Annotated in this window: 14 protein-coding genes; 7 read left to right on the forward strand and 7 right to left on the reverse strand. The window is 67.8% G+C overall.

Annotated elements, in window-relative coordinates; translation table 11 throughout:
• Positions 1-141: 141 nt before the first annotated feature.
• A complete protein-coding gene (locus tag QI450_RS17845) occupies positions 142-2,754 on the forward strand; it encodes a cation-transporting P-type ATPase (RefSeq protein ID WP_226774696.1) in 2,613 nt (870 codons plus the stop codon).
• A 107-nt stretch (positions 2,755-2,861) separates the two neighbouring features.
• Complete coding sequence (ppsA, locus tag QI450_RS17850; protein ID WP_226774652.1) at positions 2,862-5,252, forward strand: phosphoenolpyruvate synthase; 2,391 nt, start codon at positions 2,862-2,864, stop codon at positions 5,250-5,252.
• Here the strand turns inward: ppsA and QI450_RS17855 are convergent.
• The gene (locus QI450_RS17855; RefSeq protein ID WP_226774651.1) at positions 5,200-7,125 is read right to left on the reverse strand and encodes a heavy metal translocating P-type ATPase; all 1,926 of its coding nucleotides are present in this window, start codon (positions 7,123-7,125) and stop codon (positions 5,200-5,202) included. The genes ppsA and QI450_RS17855 overlap by 53 nt on opposite strands.
• Positions 7,126-7,300: 175 nt before the next feature.
• Between QI450_RS17855 and QI450_RS17860 the strand changes: the two genes are divergently transcribed.
• The 3 genes from QI450_RS17860 to QI450_RS17870 all read left to right on the forward strand — a co-directional run bounded on the left by QI450_RS17860 (position 7,301) and on the right by QI450_RS17870 (position 12,725).
• Positions 7,301-8,416, forward strand: a complete 1,116-nt coding sequence (locus tag QI450_RS17860) for an SDR family oxidoreductase (protein WP_226774650.1) — start codon at positions 7,301-7,303, stop codon at positions 8,414-8,416.
• A 32-nt stretch (positions 8,417-8,448) separates the two neighbouring features.
• Positions 8,449-9,441: a polysaccharide deacetylase family protein gene (locus QI450_RS17865; RefSeq protein ID WP_282468061.1), complete on the forward strand. Its 993-nt coding sequence runs from the start codon at positions 8,449-8,451 to the stop codon at positions 9,439-9,441.
• Between the two features lie 77 nt (positions 9,442-9,518).
• A complete protein-coding gene (locus tag QI450_RS17870; protein WP_226775891.1) occupies positions 9,519-12,725 on the forward strand; it encodes an HAD family hydrolase in 3,207 nt (1,068 codons plus the stop codon).
• Here the strand turns inward: QI450_RS17870 and QI450_RS17875 are convergent.
• From QI450_RS17875 to QI450_RS17895, 5 genes are all read right to left on the reverse strand, one after another.
• The gene (locus QI450_RS17875) at positions 12,717-13,724 is read right to left on the reverse strand and encodes a zinc-dependent alcohol dehydrogenase family protein (RefSeq protein WP_226775892.1); all 1,008 of its coding nucleotides are present in this window, start codon (positions 13,722-13,724) and stop codon (positions 12,717-12,719) included. The two genes, QI450_RS17870 and QI450_RS17875, sit on opposite strands and share 9 nt — an antisense overlap.
• A gap of 163 nt (positions 13,725-13,887) precedes the next feature.
• On the reverse strand, positions 13,888-15,060 hold the full coding sequence (locus QI450_RS17880; protein ID WP_226775893.1) for a YihY/virulence factor BrkB family protein: 1,173 nt from the start codon (positions 15,058-15,060) through the stop codon (positions 13,888-13,890).
• Between the two features lie 84 nt (positions 15,061-15,144).
• A complete protein-coding gene (locus QI450_RS17885; protein WP_226775894.1) occupies positions 15,145-15,753 on the reverse strand; it encodes a DUF3618 domain-containing protein in 609 nt (202 codons plus the stop codon).
• An 18-nt stretch (positions 15,754-15,771) separates the two neighbouring features.
• A complete protein-coding gene (locus tag QI450_RS17890; protein WP_282359520.1) occupies positions 15,772-16,173 on the reverse strand; it encodes a phage holin family protein in 402 nt (133 codons plus the stop codon).
• Between the two features lie 8 nt (positions 16,174-16,181).
• Entirely contained in the window at positions 16,182-17,012 is an 831-nt protein-coding gene (locus QI450_RS17895; RefSeq protein WP_226775896.1) for a hypothetical protein, read from the reverse strand.
• Between the two features lie 212 nt (positions 17,013-17,224).
• On the opposite strand from QI450_RS17895, the gene QI450_RS17900 reads away from it, so the two are divergent.
• On the forward strand, positions 17,225-18,145 hold the full coding sequence (locus QI450_RS17900; protein ID WP_226775897.1) for a fused MFS/spermidine synthase: 921 nt from the start codon (positions 17,225-17,227) through the stop codon (positions 18,143-18,145).
• 31 nt (positions 18,146-18,176) lie between these two features.
• On the opposite strand, the gene QI450_RS17905 is transcribed toward QI450_RS17900, so the two are convergent.
• Complete coding sequence (locus QI450_RS17905; RefSeq protein WP_226775898.1) at positions 18,177-19,094, reverse strand: LysR family transcriptional regulator; 918 nt, start codon at positions 19,092-19,094, stop codon at positions 18,177-18,179.
• Between the two features lie 141 nt (positions 19,095-19,235).
• Here QI450_RS17905 and QI450_RS17910 point away from each other — a divergent pair, with 141 nt between their 5' ends.
• Positions 19,236-19,985 (forward strand): 3-hydroxybutyrate dehydrogenase, encoded by a 750-nt coding sequence (locus QI450_RS17910; RefSeq protein ID WP_226775899.1) that lies wholly within the window; start codon positions 19,236-19,238, stop codon positions 19,983-19,985.
• The last annotated feature ends 64 nt before the right edge of the window (positions 19,986-20,049 follow it).

Genomic DNA, 20,049 nt, shown 5'->3' on the forward strand with positions numbered 1-20,049 from the left:
CGGGCGTGGAGGCGCACCCTCAAGCCATGAGCTACCTGATCCGGGTTGGTCCGCAATGTTGCGCCTAAGCGGCTCCGGGGAGCCGTGACGCCGGGGGCCACTTCCGGACGGAGCGGCGTCGGCGGCCCGAGCGCCGGAGCCGTGCCGGGCGTCGCGGGACTGAGTTCGGCGGAGGCCGCCCGGAGGCTGGAACACTTCGGGGCGAACAAGCTCCCGGAGGCCGGCACGGTACCCGGCTGGCGCAGGCTGCTGGCCGAACTCACGCATTTCTTCGCCGTGCTGCTGTGGTGCGCCTCCGTGCTGGCCTACCTGGCAGGGATGCCGCAGTTGGCCATCGCGATCGTCGTTGTGATCCTGGTGAACGGAGTGTTCGCCTACATCCAGCAGGAGCGCGCTCAGCATGCCGCAGCGAAGCTGCGCGAACTGCTCCCGGCGATGGTCTCGGTCCGGCGGGATAACCGCATCATCAAGGTCCACACCACCGAGCTGGTGCCCGACGACGCCGTCGTACTGGTTGCCGGCGACCGGGTCCCGGCGGATCTCCGGCTGGCGTTGGCGGCAGGCTGTTCCGTGGATGAATCGATGCTCACAGGTGAAAGCGAGGCGCTCGCCAAGATCCCCGGCGACACCGTGTTTGGCGGGACTTTTTTGGTTAACGGCCAGGCTGAAGGTGTGGTCGCGAGCACCGGCGGGAAGACCCGGCTCGCCGAAATCGCGGCCCTGACCGGAAAGGTCGAGGCGCCGCCCAGCCCCCTGGCCCGGGAACTGCAACGGATCGTCCGCATCACGGCCGCGATGGCACTGGGCATCGGCGTACTGTTTTTTGTCCTCTCCCTTTTGGTGGGAATCTCCTGGCGGGACGCCTTCCTGTTTGCCATCGGGGTCGCCGTGGCACTTGTGCCCGAGGGCCTGCTGCCGACGGTCACGCTGTCCTTGGCGGTGGGGGCGCAGCGGATGGCGCGGCGCAACGCACTCGTCCGGAACCTGGAAGCGGTGGAGACCCTCGGCTCCACCACCTTTATCTGCACGGACAAGACCGGGACCCTGACCCAGAACCGGATGAACGCCGTCGAGGTCTGGACCCCTGCCGGATTGGTCAGCATCATCGGCGCAGGGTACGGCCCGGAGGCCGAGGTCACCGGAACGGGAACCGGGGAGGCAGGGCACCTCAGCACCGCGGCGCTGGCCGCGTCCGTGGGCCGTGCGGTGCTCCACGAGGGGCAGTGGATCGTCGAGGGCGATCCGATGGAGGCCGCCATCGATGCGCTGGCGGCCCGGCTGGCAGGAACCGGACAGCGCCCCGCTGAGCCCGCGGTGTCGCACCGCTTCGCCTTCGATCCCCGGCGGCTGCGGGAATCCGCAATCGCTGGGACCACCTTGTACGTCAAGGGCGCCCCGGAGTCCGTGATTCCGCTGTGTGGCGGGGCGGGCGGGGACGGTGCCGACGGCGCCGACCGCGCCGTGCAAATGGTCGACCAGATGGCCTCGCACGGGCTCCGGGTACTGGCCGTCGCCGAGCGGAGCCTGCCTGGCCTGCCCGGCGCCGATTTCAAGCTTGAGGACGTTGAACGCGGACTGACGCTGCTGGGGCTGATCGGCCTGCACGACCCACCCCGCGCCGAGGTCCGGGTGGCGCTCGAGGCGGCCCGCGGGGCCGGAATCAAAGTGGCCATGGTTACCGGAGACCATGCCTTCACGGCAGCCGCCATCGCCCGGGAGACCGGGCTGATCGGAACCCCGGAGCTTGTGCTGGAGGGACACCACCTGCCCGAGGACGACGCCGTCCTGACCGCGCTGCTGGACCGCGACGGGGTGGTGGTCAGCCGGGTTACCCCGGAACAGAAACTCCGGGTCGCCCGCCTGCTGCAACGCCGCGGCCACGTCGTGGCAATGACCGGCGACGGCGTCAACGACGGCCCGGCACTCCGGCAGGCGGATATCGGTGTGGCGATGGGGCGCAGCGGCACGGACGTGGCCCGGGAGGCGGCGGACCTGGTGCTGCTCGATGACGACTTCGCCACCATCATCGCCGCAGTGGAGCAGGGACGCGCCACCTACGCGAACATCCGGCGCTTCCTGACCTACCACCTGACGGACAACGTCGCCGAACTTACTCCCTTTGTCATTTGGGCGCTCTCCGGCGGGCGGTTTCCGCTGGCGCTGAGCGTGCTGCAGGTCCTGGCCCTCGACATCGGCACCGACCTGCTGCCCGCGCTGGCGCTGGGCAGCGAGGCCCCGAGCAAGGGAACACTGAAACGGCCCCCGGAGCGGCGGCACCTGATGGACCGGGGGCTGATGATCCGCGTGTTCGGAGTGCTGGGGCCGGTCGAGGCGGTCTTCGAAATGACGGCGTACACCGCTGTCCTGTTCGGTGCGGGCTGGACCCCCGGGGCGGCACTGCCCGCGGCGGATGTGCTGATGGCCGCCTCCGGAGCCGCGTTCACCACAGTGGTCTTGGCCCAGCTCGCTAACGCCTTCGCCTGCCGCAGCGCCAGCGTGCCGCCGTGGCGGCTGGGCTGGTTCAGCAACCGGCTGCTGATCTGGGCGGTGCTGGCGGAGCTGGGACTGTTGGCGGTCTTCCTGTTCCTCGGGCCGCTGGCAACGCTGCTGGGCCAAGCCCCGCCCTCGCCCGGCGGTCTGGCCGTGGCCCTTGCCGCCATCCCAGCCGTGCTGCTTGCGGACTGGCTCTACAAAACGGTCCGTCACCGCCGGGTCGCTCGGGCCGCCGCGGCATTCAAGGTCCAAAGCCTCTGACATCGGATGGTCCGCCGCCACAGGATGGCTCCAGGGGCGCCGGACGCCAGCGGTCACCATCGTGTCCAGTGTTTTCCTTCCCAATTGCCGAAAGCAGGAGTTGCGACATGGCTGAATCCCCGGTGCTGTGGTTTGAAGAGATCGGTATGGGTGACGTCCCGCAGGTGGGGGGCAAAAACGCCTCCCTCGGCGAACTCATCCAGTCCCTCAAAACCAAGGGTGTGCGCGTGCCGGGCGGCTTTGCGACCACCGCGGACGCCTACCGCCGGTTCATCGAGGCCAACGGCATCGAATCGGCGATGCGCTCACAGATCCAGTCCTACCGCGCCGGCGAAACGTCCCTGCGCGCCACCGGGGAAGCCATCAGGGAGCTCTTCCTGGACAGTGAGTTTCCCGAGGACACCGCCGCGTCCATCCGCTCCCACTACCGGGAACTCGGGGAGCGGGCCGGGGTGGACCGGCTCTCCGTTGCTGTCCGCAGCAGCGCCACCGCCGAGGACCTGCCGGATGCGAGCTTCGCCGGGCAGCAGGAGACCTTCCTGAACATCGCCGGGGAACGCGAACTCCTGGACGCCTGCCGGCGCTGCTACGCCTCACTGTTCACCGACCGTGCCATCAGCTACCGCGAGGTCAAGGGCTTCGACCACCTCGACGTTGCGCTCTCGATCGGTGTGCAGCGGATGGTGCGCTCCGACGTCGGCGCCTCCGGCGTGATGTTCTCCATCGACACTGATTCCGGCTTCCCGGGCGTGGCAGTGGTCAGCGCCGCCTGGGGGCTTGGCGAAACCGTGGTCCAAGGCACCATCAATCCGGACAAATACGTCGTCTTCAAGCCGCTCCTGGCCCAGCCGGAGTTCGCTCCGATTATCGAAAAGACGCTGGGCTCCAAGGACCGGAAAATGGTCTACAGCCGGGGCGGCCACGCCCGCACCAAAATGGTGGACACCTCCGACGCGGAACGCCGCGCTTTTGTCCTGGACGACGCCGAGATTCTCGCGCTGGCGCGCTGGGCCGTGAGCGTGGAAGAGCACTATGCCCGGCCGATGGACATGGAGTGGGCCCGGGATGGTGTGACCGGCGAACTGTTTATGGTCCAGGCCCGGCCGGAAACGGTCCAGTCGCAAAAAACCGGCTCCCGGTTCACCCTCCACCACCTGCTGGAGGCGGGCAGCGTACTGGTGCGCGGCGCCGCGATCGGCGATTCCATCGCCCACGGCACGGCCTGCGTGATCCGCAGCGCCGCTGACATTGACAACTTCCGCGACGGCGCCATCCTGGTCACCGAGATGACCGACCCGGACTGGGTTCCGATTATGAAGCGGGCAGCAGGCATCGTGACCGACCGCGGCGGCCCTACCAGCCACGCGGCGATCGTGAGCCGGGAACTCGGGGTACCCGCAGTCGTGGGTACAGGCAATGCCACCACTGTCCTCGCGGAAGACCAGTCCGTGACGATTTCCTGCGCCAAAGGCGACGAAGGCCGGGTCTACCAGGGCAGCCTCGCGTTTGAGACCGAGGACGTGGACCTCGGTGAACTGCCCGAGACGCACACCAAAGTTATGGTCAACATCGCCAGCCCCGCGGCAGCCTTCCAGTGGTGGCGGCTGCCGGCCGACGGCGTCGGGCTCGCCCGGATGGAATTCATCATCAGCGCCCTGATCCGGGTCCACCCGATGGCGCTGGTTCACCCCGAGCGGGTCACCGACCCCCACGAGGCCGAGCAGATCCGTGCCCTGACCAGCGGCTTTGCCGACCCGAAGGACTACTTCGTGGACGCCCTGGCTCTTGGCATCGCCAAGATCGCAGCACCCCACTTCCCCCGGCCCGTGATCGTCCGGCTCAGCGACTTCAAAACCAACGAGTACGCGCACCTGATCGGCGGTTCCGCCTTCGAGGAACCGGAGGAAAACCCCATGCTCGGCTTCCGCGGCGCCTCCCGCTACTACGACGAGCGGTACCGCGAGGGATTTGCCCTGGAGTGTGCCGCCCTCAAACGGGTCCGCGAGAAGCTCGGGTTTAGCAACATTATTGTGATGGTGCCGTTCTGCCGCACCCCCCGGGAAGCGGACAAGGTGCTGGCCGTGATGGCGGAGCACGGCCTGGTTCGGGGCCAGAACGGCCTGCAGGTCTACATGATGTGTGAGATCCCGTCCAACGTCGTCCTCGCCGACAAGTTCGCCACCCGCTTCGACGGCTTCTCCATCGGCTCCAACGACCTCACCCAGCTTGTCCTGGGCGTGGACCGGGATTCGGCGCAGCTGGCCGCACTCTTTGACGAGCGGGATGAGGCCGTGATGGCCATGATCAGCGAGGCTATCCAAAAGGCGCATGCGGCCGGCATCAAGATCGGCATCTGCGGCCAGGGACCCAGCAACCACCCGGAGTTCGCGGCGTTCCTGGTCGGTGAAGGCATCGATTCGATCTCGCTGAATCCGGACAGCTACCTCAGGACCGTTCCGCGGATCGCGGAAGCCGAGAAACTGCCTGCTTCCCGGTAGCGGCGGGCGCCTGCTTCCCGGCCTTCGCTGAGGTGCCCGGACTGAGTGCGCGCAGCGCATTGAGGATTGTCGCCAGGTCCACGAGTTCCTGGGACAAGGCACCTGCGATGGCCGGGACGAAGCCTGCAGCCGCGGCGAGCATCAGCGCCACGCTCAGCGCTATGCCGATCCAGATGCTTTGCAGCGCCACCTTGATGGTGCGCTGGCCGATCCGCACGGCCGCGGCTACCTTGGACAGGTCGTCCAGGATGATCACGACGTCGGCCGACTCGCCGGCCGCCGTCGAGCCGCGGGCACCCATCGCGATGCCGACGTCGGCGGCGGCCAGCACGGGGGCATCGTTGACGCCGTCCCCCACCATCATGACCGGTCGCAGCGGCAGGTCCCGGACGGCTTCGACCTTGTCCGCCGGCAGGCACTCGGCGCGGACATCGGTGAGCCCGGCCGCGTCCGCGATGTGTTCGGCGGTCGCAAGCGCATCGCCGGTCAGCATCACCGTCTGGATAACGCCGAGTTCGGTTAGCTCGGCCAAGGTGCGGCGGGTTTCCCCGCGGATGGGGTCGCTCATCACCAGGGCCCCGGCGAATTCCCCGGCGACGCCGACATAGATGGCGAGTTCGCCGCTGGCCAGCTCGATTTCCTCGACGCCGCCGGCCGATTCAGCCACGAACTTCGGCTTGCCAACCACCACGTCGCGGCCGTCGAAGCGTGCCCGGACGCCGTGCGTGGCGAATTCGTTGGCCTCCGTTGCGGTTTCGAAGACGAGCCCGCGGTTCCGTGCAGCCTCCATTACGGAGGCGGCGAGCACGTGGGAGGAATATTGTTCGGCGGAGGCCGCCAGGGCCAGGACGTCGTCCTTGGTGAAGGACCCGGAGGTCCGGACGCCGACCAGGGAGGGGCGGCCGTAGGTCAGGGTCCCGGTCTTGTCGAAGGCGACCGTTTTGATCCGGCTCAACTGCTCCAGCACGCCGGCGTATTTGACGATGATGCCGCCGCGCGCGGCACGGCTCATGCCGCCCAGGAACGCCACGGGGGCGGCGATCAACAGCGGGCACGGGGTGGCGACCACAAGCACCTCCGCGAACCGGGCCGGGCTGCCGCTGATGATCCAGCCGATCGCGCCGAGAAGGTACGCGAGGGCGGTGAACGGGACGGCATACCGGTCCGCGAGCCGCACCATGGGTGCCTTGCTGTCCGCGGCTTCCTTGACCAGGGCGACGATGCGGCTGTACTGCGAATCCGCCATCAGGGCCGTGACCCGCATCCGGACCGCGGCTTCGCCGTTGAGGGAGCCGCTCATCAGCCCGTCCCCGGCAACCCGTTCCACCGGAAGGCTTTCCCCGGTGAGGGAGGACTCGTCGAAGCTGCCGGATTCAGAAAGCAGGATGCCGTCCAGCGGCACCACTTCACCGGGTCTGACCAGCAGGATGTCTCCGATCCGGACGTCGGTGGCGGCAACATCCTCGAGCTGGCCGCCTGTGCTGGTTTCGGCGGCGGAGCTGCCGTCCCCTTCCCGGTGGGCAGTCTGCGGGACGCGTTCCAGCAGGGAGGTCAGTTCCTTTTTGGCCCGGCCGGCGGCGAAGTCCTCGAGGGCTGTGCCGCCGGCCATCATCAGGACAATGATCATGGCGGCGATGAATTCGCCCACCAGGACGGTGCTGACAATGGCGGTGACCGCCAGGATGTCGATGCCCCACTGGCCACCCATCAGCCGGCGGACCATGCCGACGGCCAGATAGGCCGCTACCGCCAGGGCGTAGCTGCTGGCTGTGATCTGCGCAATCGGCTCCTGCCCGGACAGGAGCAGGATAAGCACGGCGAGCAGGGCCGCGACTGTGCCTGCAACGAGCGGATATCGGAGAAGGATTTTCACGGATATCCTGCCTTAGCATTCGCTGGTTGGTGAGGCGCACTCCACTGCCTTTATCCTACTGCCCGCCCCGTTCGGTCTGTGAGAGGCTGGAGCGGGCGGAGAATGACCTTGGTCTGGCCCGCCGTGCCCCCTGTTGGGACGGCGAGGCGCAGCGGACAGTACGAGGAGGAACAGCGTGGCAAGCAGTTCAGGCACCATTGATACGAGGACCGCCTTGGTGGTCGGGGCCAGCGGCATTGCCGGATCGGCTCTGGTTGACCGGCTGGCCGATGAGGGCTGGGACGTTGTGGCCCTCTCGCGGCACCCGATCCGGCGCGGCGATGTCCGGCACGTGAGCGCGGACCTGACCTCCGTGGAGAGCCTGCGTGAAGCCTTGGCGGGTGAACGGCTCAGTCACGTGTTCTACACCGCGTGGTCGCGGATGGACACGGAACAGGAAAACATCGACACCAACGCTGCCATGCTGCGGAACCTGCTCGCGAGCCTCAGCGGCCAGCCAGTGAAACACGTGGCCCTGATGACCGGGTTGAAGCACTATCTGGGTCCGTTTGAAGCGTACGCGGCGGGGGAGATGCCGGACACGCCGTTCCGCGAATGCGAGCCCAGGTTGCCGACGCCTAACTTCTACTACGCCCAGGAAGACGAGTTATGGGCTGGCGCGGGCCGGCAGGGCTTTGGCTGGTCCGTGCACCGGGCGCATACGGTCATCGGGCATGCGGTCGGCAACGCCATGAACATGGGTCTAACGCTCGCGGTCCAGGCGTCCATCTGCCGGGAACTCGGCCTGCCGTTCATCTTCCCGGGTTCCGAGACGCAGTGGAACTCCCTGACGGACATGACCGACAGCGGGCTTCTGGCAGAACACATGGTCTGGGCGGCCACCGCCGACGGGGTAGCCGACCAGGCGTACAACATCGTCAACGGAGACCTCTTCCGCTGGCGCCGCATGTGGCCTGCGCTGGCCGCCTATTTCGGCGTCGAACCCGTTGGGTACGAGGGCCGGCCACGCCCGCTGGAACAGCAGATGTCCGGCCAGGAGGGCGTCTGGGCAGGCATCGCCGCCCGCCACGGGCTGGCCGAACCCGAGCTCGCCCGGGTCGCGTCCTGGTGGCACACAGACGGTGACCTGGGCCGTAACCTCGAAGTTGTCACGGATATGAGCAAGAGCCGGCTTGCGGGTTTCACCGGCTACCGCCGCACGGAAGACTCTTTCATCCGCTTGTTCGACCGGTACCGGGCCGACCGGCTGATACCGGCAGCGTCGCCGCCCGCCCGGGCCTTTCAGCCCTAGTCCGGCTGTCGCCGGCGGTGCCACAGTCAAGCATGTGGCCGAACCTTTCCGGCCGACGCCGGTGGCTGGTGGCCGCCGCTGCGGTGCTCTTGCTGGCCGCCGCCGTGGTGCTTGCAGTTGTGTTGAGAGCCAACCCGCCGGCGGCTGCCCCGACATCACCGCCGCCGGCGTCGTCAGCTCCGGCGTCGTCAGCTCCGGCGTCGTCACCTGTGGACACCGCCGGCCCGTCGGAGGAGCCGCCGGGCAGCCCGACGCCGGGTTCGTCGCCGTCGGACGCTCCGGTCCGCACCCCCAGCGAAACGGCTCCGGCCGGGCCGGTACCGTTGCCTGCCATCCCGGCGCCCGAGCCGCCCCCGCCCCCGGCGCCGGAGCCGCCCCCGGCCCCGTTCCCCGCCGCGCTCGCCGGCCGCGATCTGGAGGTAGTCCCGGGTGTGGGTGCAGTGGTGGCGCTGACCTTCGACGCCGGAGCCAACGCCGCAGGGTTGCCCAGCATCCTGCAGACACTGGCCACCACTGGCGTTCGCGGCACGTTTTTCCTGACCGGCAACTGGGCGGCCGGCAACCCGGCGGGTGTCGCGGCGATCGTCGCGGGCGGCCACCGGGTGGGGAACCATTCGATGACCCACCCTGGTTTTACCGGGCTCCCCGACGCCGCGATCGGGGACCAGCTGGTTCGGGCGCAGCAGGCCATCCTCGCGGGCGGAGGTGACCCCCGGCCCCTGTTCCGCTTTCCCTTCGGTGAACGCGACGCCCGGACCATCGCTGCCGTGAACGCCTACGGCTACGTGGCCGTCCGCTGGAGCGTGGACACCCTGGGCTGGAAGGGCAGCAGCGGCGGGATCTCGGCGCGCATCGTGGCTGACCGGACATTCGCCGGCCTTCAGCCCGGGGAGATCGTGCTGATGCACATCGGTTCCAATCCCGACGACGGGACCACCCTGGACGCCGATGCCCTGCCCGGGATCATCGATCGGATCCGCCAGGCCGGCTATGGCTTTACCACCCTCGATTCGCTGCTTGGCTGACGGCTATCAGGCCGGCGGGCCGGAATAGCGGTACAACGCCACTGTCGCAGTTGCCGCAGGCCTGATACGACTGAGGAATGACGGAGTCGCCCACCCTAGCCGCAGCCCTGGCGCCCGTCGATGCCGTGATCCTTGACCTGGACGGGGTGGTCACCGACACCGCCGGTCTTCGCTCGGCGGCATGGAAGCAACTCTTCGACGCAGTCCTCCAGGACCCGCGGCTTCCAGCCGGGACCCGCCGGGATCCGTTCTGCACCGAAGACTACCTGGACCTCGTGGCAGGCCGGACGTGGGAAGACGCGGTAACCTCTTTCCTGGCCTCCCGCGGCGGGGCAGTCCCGGACGGCAACCCCTCAGATGGCTCGGGGGAATGGACCGTCTTCGGGCTCGCCGCACGCCAGAACGAACTGTTCGAAAAGCTGCTCGGTGACCAACCGGTCCGGGCGTTCCCGGGCACAGTGGACCTCCTCGGCCGGCTGAAAGCGGGGCGAATTCCGGTGGTGCTTGCCACCTGCGCCAGAAACGCCGGCGCGCTGCTGGCCGCCGCCGGCCTCGGGGACTTCTTCGACCACGTCGTCGACGGTCAGACGGCCCTGGACCGCGACGTTGCGGGCAAGCCGGCCCCCGCGCTGCAGTTGGAAGCGGTGCGGCGGCTCGGGATCCCGCCCGCCCGGGCCATGGTCATCGAGGAATCAGCGGCCGGGGTGGAAGCCGGCCGGCGCGGCGGCTTTGGGCTGGTCGTTGGCATCGACCGGTCCGGGCGCCGGGGACCGCTGGAAGCGGCGGGCGCCGACGTCGTCGTCGAGGATGTCAGCCAACTGGACATTGGACTCGTCATCACGCACCCGTGGCTGCTGGTCTACGAAGGCTTCGACCCGGTGCATGAGGGCCACCGCGAAGCCCTCACCACCCTGGGCAACGGCTACCTGGCCACGCGGGGCGCCGCCCCCGAACACCGGGCCGGGGCCGTGCACTATCCCGGCAGCTATCTCGCCGGCGTTTACAACAGCCTGCGCAGCGTTGTGGCGGACCAGGAAACTGTCGACGAACACATGGTCAACATTCCCGACTGGCTGCCGCTGGACCTCCGGATCGGCGAAGGGGCGTGGTGGTCCGAGGGCGGACTTTCGCTCCGCAGCGAGCGCCGCACCCTGGACCTGAAACGGGCGGTGCTGACCCGGGAGGCGCTTTTGGAGGACAACACCGGCCGGCAGCTTCTGCTGGTGCAGCGCCGCTTGGTGTCCATGGCCGTCCCGCACCTCGCCGCGATGGAAACGGTCGTCACGGCCGTCGGCTGGGACGGCGGCGTCAGCGTTCGCAGCGGCTGTGACACCGGGGTCACCAACTCCAATGTCCCCGAGGACGCGGCGCTGTCCAAGCGGCACCTGGGTTCCGTCCGGGCTACGGCGGCCGGGGACGGCCCGGGTGCCGCCGAACTCACAGTGGAGGTCCGGACCGTCACCAGCGGAATCGGGATCGCCCTGGCGCTCCGGACGGAAATCTCCGGGTCCGACGGGCCGCCCGGGGCAGGGATTCCCGAACAGCTGAATGGGCTGCACACCCACCGCTTCGAAGTTTTCGTGACAGCGGGTGCGCCGCTGACGATCCTCAAGACAGTGGCCGTGACCTCCTCCCGCGATCACGCCATCGCATCTCCCCGAACGGCGGCCCGGGCCGTCCTGGCCCGCGCCTCGGGCGGTTTCACGGCGCTGCAGGCCGAGCACGACGCCGCATGGGCCGTCCTGCTCCAACCCTTTGTCATAGAGTTCGACGCCAGCTCGCAGGCCCAGCTGATCCTGAACCTGCACGTCTTCCACCTGTTGCAGACCCTCACCACCCACACCGCCGAAGTCGACGCCGGTGTACCGGCCCGCGGGCTGCACGGCGAAGGGTACCGGGGGCACGTCTTCTGGGATGAGCTTTTTGTCCTCCCACTGCTGAATTCGAGGCTGCCCGCCCTCGCCCGCGAGCTCCTCGATTACCGCTGGAGGCGGCTCGGCGCGGCCCGGGACGCGGCGCGGGACGCGGGACTTAAGGGGGCCCTGTTCCCATGGCAAAGCGGCAGTGACGGCACTGAACAGACGCCGAAGCTGTTGTTCAACCTGCGGTCCGGGCACTGGATGAAGGACTATTCGCGGCTCCAGCGCCATGTCGGCCTCGCTGTCGCCTACAACGCCTGGCAGTACTTCGAGGCCACCCAGGACCGCGGGTGGCTCACCGGGCATGGGGCGGAAATCATCGTGGAAGTCGCCCGGCTGTTCGCGTCCATGGCGGAATTCGACCCGGTCGAAGACCGCTTCCACCTCCGGGGAGTTATGGGCCCGGATGAATACCATACCGGCAACCCGGGTGACCCGGGCGGCGGGCTGAACGACAATGCGTACACCAACGTGATGGCGGCCTGGGTGTTCGACCAAGCCGTCTGGATGATGCATTCCGTGCGTGGATTCGACATGGACGAACTGCGGACCAGGCTGCTGGTCACCGCCGCCGAGATGACGGCCTGGGAACACCTCAGCCGCCGCATGTTCGTTCCGTTCCACGACGACGGCGTCATCAGCCAGTTCGACGGCTACGCCGCGCTCCGGGAACTTGACTGGGACCACTACCGCCGAAGCTACGGGCTCATCGAGCGGCTGGACCTGATCCTGGAGGCGGAAGGGGACAGCACCAACCACTACCGGCTGGCCAAACAAGCCGACGTCCTGATGCTGCTTTACGTCCTGGGCGAGGACCAGCTGATCCGGTTCCTGGCCCGGATGGGCTATACCGTTACCGCAGCGCAGATGGCAGCCACTGTGGACTTCTACCTGGCCAGGACAGCGCACGGATCAACGCTCAGCCGGGTGGCCCACGCCTCGGTGCTGGCGCAGCGGAATCCCGAGCGGGCGTGGGAAACGTTCCGGGAGGCGCTGGACGCGGACCTGGATGACACCCAAGGCGGAACTACCCGCTGCGGCATCCATCTCGGCGCCATGGCCGGCACGATCGACGTAGTGCAGCGCAGTTTTGCCGGGCTGCAGATTACGCGCGATGCCCTCGACTTCGTCCCCCGGCTGCCCGTCGAGCTCAGCCGCGTGGACTTCCAGGTCCGCTACCGGGACCAGATGCTCGCCGTTCACCTGGAGCGCGACCGTCTCAGGGTATCGGCAGCGCCTGGCGACGCGGCCCCGGTGCTGGTGCGGGTGGGCGCCCGCAGCGTCCTGATCCAGCCGGGCCAGGAACACGAATTCCTGCGCGCGGACGACCGATCCGGCCTGCCCGCCACTGGCCGGCTACGTTGAGTCCATCCGGAGCACCGCCGCTCCGGTGACCCGGTCCTCGGACAGATCCAGCAGCGCCCGGTCCGCGGCCTCAAACGGGTAGGCCACTGTGGTGGGCCGGAGCGGGATCTCCGCGGCGACGCGCAGGAACTCCTCGCCGTCGGCCCGGGTGTTGGCTGTGACGCTGCGCAGCTGGCGTTCCTGGAACAAGTCCGTGGCATAGTTCAGCGCCGGAATATCACTTAGATGGATGCCGGCAACAGCGAGGGTGCCGCCACGGTCCAGGGCGCGCAGTGCTACCGGAACCAGGCCGCCGGCCGGGGCGAACAGGATCGCCGAGTCCAGCGGATCCGGCGGCTGCTCATCGGCGCCGCCGGCGAAGGTCGCGCCGAGCTCCAGGGCGAGGGTCCGGGCCTCCTTGGATCGGGTCATTACATACACACGCGCGCCCTGGAAAAGGGCAATCTGGGCCGCCAAATGCGCGGATCCGCCGAAACCGTAGATCCCCAGCCGACCGCCGATGGGCAGATCGGCCCGGCAGAGCGCCCGGTAGCCGATGATCCCCGCGCACAGCAACGGCGCGGCCTCCTCATCCGAGAAGCCCGACGGGAGCCGGTAGGCGAAGTCTTCGGCCACCGTGATGAGTTCGGCGTAACCGCCGTCGCGGTCCCAGCCGGTGAACACGGGGGAGAGGCAGAGGTTTTCATCTCCGCGCAGGCAAAAACGGCAGGAGCCGCAGGTCCCGCCAAGCCAAGGGACGCCGACCCGGTTTCCCGGTGAGAACCGCGTGGCGCCGTCCCCGCACTTAATGACATCCCCAACGACCTCGTGGCCGGGGATGACACCGGGCCGGCGCGGGGCGAGATCGCCCTCAGCCAGGTGCAGGTCCGTGCGGCAGACTCCACACACCCTTACCCGCAGCAATACCTCCCCGGGGCCCGGTTTGGGGTCGGGGCACTCGGCTTGCACAAGGGGGCCTGTCCTCATCGGCCCGGGCTGCCCTACCCGCCATGCTCGCACGGGCGTCCTCCTCTCCAAGTCACCTCCAGCTCCCCTCTGAAGGATTGGTCCGGTGAAGCATGGTCAGCGCACAGTCAAGGCATTGCCGCGCGCTTTGTTCAGGTCAGCCGTGTCCGCCTCCGGTCGGTACTGCGCCCAGTAGAACTCAATGGGTCGGAGCGGGCTAGGGGCTTTGGTCCCGCGGGTTGGGCCGATCCCCCTCGGTAGCGGCAGTGCGACCCGGGACGGCCCCCGCGCCCGCTGTGCTGTGCTGTTCACGGAGTTCGCGGCCCCGTTTGATGTCCTCCTCTTCACGCGCCTGCAGCTTGTCACTCTGCTTGGTGTCCCGGGGTGGCAGCTGGATGGTTTCCTCAGCCTCAATCCCGGCCTGCAGTTGGCGGCCGCGTTCCATTTCGGCGTCGAATTCGGCGCCGAAGAGCAGTGACAGGTTCAGGATCCAGAGCCAGAGCAGCGAGATGATGACGCCGCCGATCGCGCCGTAGGTCCGGTTGTAGCTGCTGAAGTTGGCAACGTAGAACGCGAAGGCCAAGGATGCCAGCAGGAAGATCACCAGGGCGATCAGCGAGCCCAGGCTCATCCAGCGGAATTTGGGCTGCTTTACGTTTGGGGTCGCGTAGTAGAGGATGGCGATCGCAAGCACCACAAGCAACAAAATGACGGGCCATTTGAGGATGTTCCACGCTGTCAGGACGGCACCGCCCAAACCAATGGCGCTGCCGATGGACTCGGCCACGGGGCCGCTGAGGACGAGCATGGCCGCCAGCAGTACAACAATCAGCACGGTGGCGATCGTGACGGCGAGCATCGTGCCCCGGAGTTTGATAAACGGCCGGCCCTCGTCGATTTCGTAGATCCGGTTCATGGCCCGCCCGAACGCCCCGACATACCCGGATGCGGACCAGAGAGCGGTAAGAAGTCCGATCACCAGGGTGAGTCCGGCGGCGGAGGAGCTGCTGAGCTGCTCGATTGGCTGGCGGATCGCTTCCACGGTTTCAGCAGGCGCGAATCCCCGGGCGATCTCCAGGAACGCGGCGGTGGTCTTTTCGGCTTGCCCAAAAATCCCCAGCAAGGACACCAGCGCCAAGAGCGCCGGAAAAACTGAGAGGACCGAGTAGTACGTCAGGGCCGCGGCGAGGTCGGGGCACTGGTCCTTGGTGAATTCCCGCAGCGTTTTCTTCGCGATGAACTTCCACGACGGTTTGGTGACGTCCGTGGGGCTGTCCGGCTTGCGCGAATCGTCCGGAGCGGGCGCCGTGCGGGCCTTGGCTGTGCTGCTCTCCTGGGTTTCGGCGTCGTTTATGCTGCTATTTTCTGCCGTGGCAGGGTTTTGGGTCATGGGATTTTTTCCTTTGTCGGGTTAAGCGCATCGGCCGGCCGTCCGGCGCGTGAGCGCAGGTCGGCCGGCCGGGTTCTCGCGGGATCAGGCCTGCTGGACGGTGTCCTTGGCCTCTGCGGTCCGCTCTTTGACGTCCGCGACCGCGCCTTGGCCCTCGGCTTTGACGGCCTCGGTGGCATCTGCAGCGCTGGCCTTGACGCTTTCCATCGCAGCCTGGGCGGGCTCTTTCAGTCCCTCGGCCATGTGTTTGGCGGCCTCGGTCAGTTCGGTGGTGAACGGCTCGGCCGCTGTCTTGAGGGCATCAGCAGCTTCGCGTTCCTTCTGGCTGGCCGGGATCAGGGCGGAGGCCAACAGGCCCGCGCCGAAGGCAATCAGGCCCGCCGCGAGCGGGTTGCCCCGGGTCCTCGTTTTGACCTGCGCGGGGGCGCCCCCCATCGCTGCCCCGGCGTTGCCGAGGTGCGCACCCGTGTTTCCGGCGGCGGTGTGGACGTTGCCGGCGGTGTGGTCGGCAGCGCCCATGACTTTTTCCTTCACTCCGAAGACGGCGTCCTTGACGTTCGCTTTGACCCTGTCGGTCTGCCGCTGGACGATGTGCGACGGTGTGACCTTGTCCGCTACGGCATCGACGTTCGTGCCCAGCCGTGCGCGGGTTGCTTCAATATCTGCTCGGATGGCATCCGGGTTTTCACTCATCGTGTTTCCTCGCTGGATCTAGGGGGTGGGTTTGAGCGTGGGAGGGATTTCCTGCAGCGTAGCGACGGTCTGGGGCAAGCCCCTGATGGCGTTGAGTTCCTTGCGGCCCGTGGCTGCCAGGGCTGCGGCGATGATTCCCCAGATGACGGCGACGACGACGCCGGACCAGCCCAGTCCCAGGAGCGTCCCGAGCGCCCACCAAAGCGCCAGGGACAGGAATAGCAGGACGAAGTGGCCCGCGACGCCGGCACCGGCCAGCATCCCGCCGCCCTTGCCGGCGCGGGCCGCTGACTGTTTGAGCTCGACCTTGGCCAGCTCCACTTCCTGCCGCATCAGGGTGGACATGTCCCGCGTTACCTCGCCCAGGAGGTCACCCAAGGACGAGGATTCAGCTTTGGCGTGCGCGGCGGTCTGAGGCATGTCGCTGGTCATCGACGGCCGCCGTCAAAGGGGTCATCGCGGAGCGGATCCTGCCGGAGCGGCTCAGTCACGACAGGCTCGGAGGCCCAGCGGTCCTGCCGGGCGGTGTCACCGAACGGGTCATTCCCGGCGGGAGCCGGCGGGTACGTGTCCGCGAAGCCCGCCGTCGTGGTTTCCGGGGCGGGCAGCTGCACGGGCGGCGGCGGGACTGCCCTGCCGGTGTCCGGGACCCTGGTGCCGGGGTTTGCGGTGGCACCGGCGGCGGCCGGTTCCGGTGCGCCGGCGCTGAGGCTGCGGCTGAGCCGGCCGGCCAGCACGCCGGCTCCGGCCGCCAGGAGCAGGAAGGTGCCGGGCCGCTCGCGGGCAAAGGACTTCACCTCGGTCAGCAGCGAGCCCGGATCGCGGCCATCGAGCCACCCGGCGACGGCCGAGGAGCGTTCGGCGGCCTGGCGCACCAGGTCGGTGGCGACGCCGGGCTGTTCGGAAGCTGCGGCCATGGTGTGCAGTTCGGTGGAAATGGAGTGCAGGCCCGCGGCTACCTTCTGCTGCTGCGTGCCGGCCTGATCCGTGAGGTCCGACTTCGCCTGCTGCAGGAGATCCCGGGCGTTCGTCTTCACCTCGGCGGCAACAGTGGCTGCTTCCGTCTTGGCCGTCTCGGACACGTTCCGGGCCGAATCCGCGGCCTGGCGCTTCACATCCGCCGCCTCATCCTTGGCGGCGTCGGTCTTTGCGGACCCGTTGGACGGCGGCGGGAACGTGGATTCCGGCCGGAGGGCCGTCTGCTGGGTAGCCGCAGGAGTGCCGTTGCTGCCGCCCTGGGGCCAGTGGTTCTCTGTCATCTTCGCGCTCTTTTCACGATCGGCTGCTGATCACAAACCAGCAATTGCTGGGGAGTAAATACTAAGCATGATTACTACCTAATAGTAAGTACCCTTTGCTTTATTTCTTTTGTGATGACGGATCGGCGTGCGCCCGCCGCCTCCGGCTCATGGTGACGGCCGCGCAGAGCGGTGAACTACGCTTGAATCATGAGCAAAACGGTGCACAGCTGATGGCGAAGCGGGGCCGGGCTGCTGGCCGAAGCAGCACCGAAAGGACGGCTGGGGTGGTGGAACTCCCGAAGGGAACCCGCCCCGACGGGCCGGTAGAAGGCGTCTATTACATCGACACCGGTGACTGCGAGCTGATCGCGGACCAGGACAACTCCAACGGCTGGCTGTTGCGGATCAATGGTGTGATGAGCTCGCACATCGATCTGGCCGATCCCTTGTTCCTTGACTTCGAGTACATGCGCTGGATCTCGGCCCTGGTGGAATCCCGCTGGGCCCGGGATTCCCGGCCCAAACTGCGTGCCCTGCACCTTGGCGGCGGAGCGTGCTCGCTGGCGCGCTACTTCCACGCCGCCTACCCGGACGCGCGCCAGGTGGTGGTGGAGCTCGACGGCAAACTGGCCGGGTATGTCCGGGGCTGGTTCGACCTGCCGAAGGCCCCGCTGATGCGACTCCGGGTGGGGGAGGCCCGCGCGGTTACCGAAAGCCTGACGCCGCAGACCCGGGACCTGATCATCAGGGACGTTTTCGCCGGCTCGCTGACGCCGCGCCCACTTACTACCAGGGAGTTCAACGAGTACGCCCGGGGCGTCCTGGCACCCGGTGGGATGTACGTGGTCAACTCGGGTGACGCGCCGGACCTTCGGAATGCCCGCGAGGACGCGGCGACGATCGCTGACGCTTTTAAGTACACAGTGATCATCGCCGATCCGGCCATGCTTAAGGGCAGGCGCTTCGGGAATATGATCATGGCCGGAAGCGATGTGCCGTTCGACGACGATCCCGGGCTGGCTCGACGCCTGCTGGGCGGCGGGGTGCCTGCCCATATCTGGAACGACGCCAAGGTTCGGGCGTTTGCCGCCGGCGCGTCAGTCCGTCACGACCCTCCGGCCGCGGACCCGCCGTCGCAGGCTGCTTCTTAGCGGTCCTGCTGCGGCGGGGACGGCGCGGCGCCTACGGGGCCGCGGGCGACATCCGTCCCCGGCCCATCAGCGACTCATGGTGCGCTGTCGTCTGCTCCCGAAGCGCCTGCACCACGGCGGCGACGGCGGGCCGGCGCATGGAGTCAGGCCGCAGCACCATCCAGTACGGCAGCAGTTCGGCGAACTGCGCCGGCAGCAGGCGGACCAGGTCCGGGTGCAGGTCGGCCGCAAAACAGGGCAGGAAGCCGATGCCGGCACCGGCACGGGTCGCCTCCACGTGGACAAAGACGTTGGTGGAGCTCAGCCCGTCCCGCATGGTCGGCACCAGCCGCCGCGGTGCGTCAAGATCGTCCACCTGGAGCATGGAATCGACGAAATACACCAGTGAATGGGCGGTCAGTTCCTCGATAGTTGTGGGCGTGCCGTATTCAGCGAGGTAGCCGCGGGAGGCGTACATGCCGAGCATGTACTCACCCAGCCTGGCGGCCGCGGCCCGGTGCACCTGCGGTTCGCCCACCACGACTTCGATGTCCAGCCCGGAACGCTGCTGGAGTGCCCGCCGGGTCACTGTGATGATCTCGACGCTGAGTCCCGGATGGTCCCGGCGCAGCCTCGCCACGGCCGGGGCCGCAATGTAAGCGCTGAAGCCGTCAGTCGCGGTCATCCGGACGACGCCTGTGATCGGGTCCGGGGCCCGTCCCGGCTGTTCGAGTGTGCGGATCGCAGCCTCCACCCGCTCGGCGACCTGCACTGCTTCCGCACCCAGATCCGTCAGCTCCCAGCCGCCGGAGGCACGCGAGAGCACCCGCCCGCCCAAAGCCTTCTCCAGGGCAGCGATCCGGCGCGAGACCGTCGTATGGTTCAGCCCGAGGGCTTGGGCTGCAGTGGTGAACTTCGCGGAGCGGGAGACGGCTAGGAGCACCAGCAAGTCGTCAGGGTTTGCATTCATATCTGCAATTCTGCACATAAGACGTGCTTGTTTGACCATTGAATCGCCCACTTTGTGCGGCAATACTCAGTGAAGCTGCTCAGTGACGTGCCTCGCGCCTCCTCTGGGCCGTTGACGACCGCGAAACTGAGGAGTGCAGACATGGAGAGCAGCTTGAACGGGCGCAAAGCGCTGGTGACCGGCGGAGCCGGCGGAATCGGAGCCGCCAGCGTCCGCGCCCTCGCAGCACGCGGTGCGAAAGTGGTGATCGCGGATCTGGATGAGGCCGGCGCAGCAGCGCTCGCCGACGAGGTGGGCGGCACCTCCTGGGCGGTCAATCTGCTCGACGTCGAGGCGCTTGAGACCGTCAGCCTGGACTGCGACATCCTTGTCAACAACGCCGGCATCCAGCGGATCAGCCCGATTGAGGACTTCGACCCGGCAGACTTCCGGCGCATCATCACGTTGATGCTGGAGGCGCCCTTCCTGCTGATCCGGGCAGCGCTGCCGCACATGTACGCGAACAACTTCGGCCGGATCATCAACCTGTCGTCAGTGCACGGGCTCCGCGCCTCGCCGTTCAAGAGTGCCTACGTCTCCGCCAAACACGGTCTCGAAGGCCTGAGCAAGGTCACCGCGCTCGAAGGCGGCCAGCATGGCGTCACTTCCAACTGCATCAACCCCGGCTATGTCCGGACGCCGCTGGTCGAGTCCCAGATTGCAGACCAGGCCAAGGTGCACGGGATCCCGGAGTCCGAGGTCCTCGCCAACATCATGCTGACCGAGGCCGCCATCAAGCGGCTGGTGGAACCGGAGGAGGTCGCCTCCCTCGTCGCTTGGCTGTCCTCCGACGGCGCCGGTATGGTCACCGGAGCGAGCTACACGATGGACGGCGGCTGGTCGGCCCGCTAGACGATATGAAGTGTGGTGGGGCGCGCCGGACGTAGCGACTGGAACCTCGGGTTCAAAGAGGTTC

The sequence above is a fragment of the Arthrobacter sp. EM1 genome (genome assembly GCF_029964055.1).
Lineage (GTDB): Bacteria > Actinomycetota > Actinomycetes > Actinomycetales > Micrococcaceae > Arthrobacter.